The organism is Tianweitania sp. (assembly GCF_032053605.1).
Taxonomy (GTDB): domain Bacteria; phylum Pseudomonadota; class Alphaproteobacteria; order Rhizobiales; family Rhizobiaceae; genus Tianweitania.
In genome coordinates this window covers 6,138-8,865 of sequence record NZ_DAMBUH010000130.1, presented here as the reverse complement: position 1 = coordinate 8,865, position 2,728 = coordinate 6,138, and the positions used below count along the sequence as shown (strand labels likewise).

The window sequence follows — 2,728 nt, the reverse complement described above, 5'->3', positions numbered from 1 at the left end:
TGCGGCGCGGCAGGCCGCACGATCTGCGCCGGTGCTTGCTGCATCGGCTGTTGCTGCTGCATGCGCTCGCGCTGATTGCGACGGTAAAGCTCGCGCACGGCCGCACCATCAAAGGCCTGCGCGCTTGCCCTTTGTGGCTCGAGCGGGGGCATGACCAACATGACGCCGGCTGCCAGAACGCCGAACAGGCAACGGAGACACTGCTTGATTGGACCCGCTGCCTGCACGTTCAGCCTCAACGACCCCGGAGTGTAGTCAGAACTTCCTTGCTGGGATGACCATCGGCTTCCAGGCCGCGACGCTCCTGGAAGGCGCGGATCGCGGCACGCGAGCTTTCGCCGATCTTGCCGTCGATCTTGCCGTCATAATAGCCGTTCATGGTCAGCCGCTTCTGCAATTCCTGCGTTTCCTCGAAGCTCAGCCGCGTGAAAGGCCGGTTCCAGTCCTTCACGGTAGGCCCGTAGCCAGCGATCTGGTCGGCAAGCAGGCCGACGGCCAGCGCATACTTATCAGCGTTGTTGTAGCGCTTGATGACGAAGAAGTTCTTGGTCATCAGGAAGGCCGGGCCGCCGCGACCGTCCGGCAGCTTCAGCTCGGCATTCTGGTTGCCGCGCGGAAAAGGCTTGCCGTTAGCGCGCGTGACGCCGAGCTCGTTCCACTTGCCAAGCGAGATGGAACCGCCGGGGAACTTGCGACCTTCCGGCAAAGTGACCTCGTAGCCCCAGGTCTGGCCGCTCTGCCAGCCATTCTTGCGCAAGAGGTTGGCAGCGGTTGCCAGCGCGTCTGGCACGGAGTTCCAGATGTCACGCTTGCCGTTGCCATCGGCATCCTGCGCATAAGCAAGGTAGCTCGAGGGAATGAACTGGGTGTGGCCCATCGCGCCGGCCCAGGAGCCGCTCAGATGGCTTTCGTCGATGTCGCCGCTTTCCAGGATCTTCAGCGCCGCAATCAGCTGGTCGCGGCCGAACTTGGCGCGGCGTTTGTCGGCATAAGCGAGGGTGGCGAGCGAGCGCACCACGTTGCGCATCACCTTGTCGTTCTTCAGGATCTCGCCGTAGTTCGATTCCATCGACCAGATCGCGAGCAGGATGTTGCGATCGACGCCATAGGCCTTTTCGATGCGGTCGAGCCATGGCTTCCACTGCCGCGCCATCTGGCGGCCGACGCCCACCGAATGCTCATTGATGCGGTTGTCGAAATAGTCCCAGACGGGTGCTGTAAATTCCGGCTGATAGGTCGCCTTTTCCAGCACTTCCGGATCGATGTCGCGGACATTGCGGAAGGCGCGATCGAAGGTGCGGCCCGAAATGCCGTTCTTGGCGGCCGTTGCCTTGAAGCTCTGCACCCAGCGCTGGAAGCCAGCATCGGCATGCGCAGGCTGTTGCGCGGCCAGCGTCATCGGCATGGCCAGGCTGGCGGCCAAAGCGAGGCTCAGGAAGCGTGTGGCGGTGCGGCGAATGGCAGGCATCGGCATATCCTTCAATCAGGGCGTGGGATCACCTTGGCTGATGGGAGTTATCAGAGGGTTTACCATGAATGGGTTTGGGATGGGATAGCGGCAAATTTTCGGTTTGCTCGCAGCAACGTGATCAGCGTTGAAGCTTGATCCCAACGAACAGGCTGGCCGCATCCATGTCACGGGACTGCAGGTCGCTGCTGATCTGCTCGTAACGCGCACGGCCGGTGAGGCCGGCGTAGCGGTTGAACCAGTAGGTCAGGCTGGCTTCCGTGTTCCAGATGATCTCACGGCTATCAAGATCCTTGAAGTCGCGCATGCCCAAGCCGACCGACGCATTGCCGGTGAGATTGGCGCGAAGTTCGCGCGTGGCCGACAAGGCTGCGGAATAAAGCACCGAGCCCGACTCGCCGGCTGAGGTCGTGCCTTCCACGGTCGTGTTGCCGTTCAGAGCCACGGTGGTGCCCCGCATCGGTGACCAGACTAGATCGGCATCGAAGCTCGCGCCGGACAGGGTTCGCAGCCGGTCATCGTCGAAATTCTCGGCGATCCAGCCGGCCGAGATTTCGCCGGTCCATTTTTCCGCAATGTCGATTTCGAGGCCGCCGCGAATGCCGCTGCGGATGCCAGAGCGGCGGTAGCCTGCAGAATCGACCTTGTTGTCATAGAAGCGCTTGCCGATTTCGGCTTCAACGAAGGGCGTCAGAGCAGGTGACAGTTCCCAGCCGGTGCGCAGCACGAAGGCGGCCAGCGTGGAGTTGCGGTCCTTCTGCGAGATCGTCCCGCCGGTGGAAAGATCCGCATCGCCGTAAATATCGCGCTCGATGCGGCCGGTGCCGGTGAGTTGCAGCGGACCGAAGTTCTTGCTCAGGCCAAGGCTTCCATCGATGGTCTGGCGGATCGGTTCATCCAGCGTGCCCTCGATCTGCACCGGCGAGGTCGCGGATTCCGGCGTGACCAGGTAGTTGGCGGTGGCGTTCAGCGTGTAGGCATTGGCGAGATCGAGCTGAAGCCCGGAGTTCAAGCCGCCATAAAGGGTCTCAACCTCGTCGCCGCTGATCGTCTTGCGGTAGGTGCCGAAGCCGCTGAGATTGGCAGAATGGCGGGACCAATCCGACGTGGCGCTCACGCGAAGCGTGGTTTCGGACAGAACAGCGGATTTGCCGTCCGAACTGGAATCCGCATTGTTGGTGGCGGTGATGCCCTGTTCCAAGGTCGGAAACAGCAGGAACTTGCCCGCGCGCAAGCCGACGGGCGCATAGGGCGTTTCCT

The 2,728-nt window shown here is 62.2% G+C and carries 2 protein-coding genes; both read right to left on the bottom strand.

The features are described from left to right. Nucleotides 1-235: 235 nt before the first annotated feature. Complete coding sequence (locus tag RTX98_RS18670; RefSeq protein ID WP_312798302.1) at nt 236-1,468, bottom strand: lytic murein transglycosylase; 1,233 nt, start codon at nt 1,466-1,468, stop codon at nt 236-238. 121 nt (nt 1,469-1,589) lie between these two features. Continuing rightward, on the bottom strand, nt 1,590-2,728 hold a 1,139-nt coding region (locus tag RTX98_RS18665; protein ID WP_312798301.1), incomplete at its 5' end, for an outer membrane beta-barrel protein.

Coding starts and splice junctions, on each gene's coding strand:
- RTX98_RS18670 (WP_312798302.1), bottom strand. CDS start 1,468: ATGCCTGCCATTCGCCGCACCGCCACACGCTTCCTGAGCCTCGCTTTG.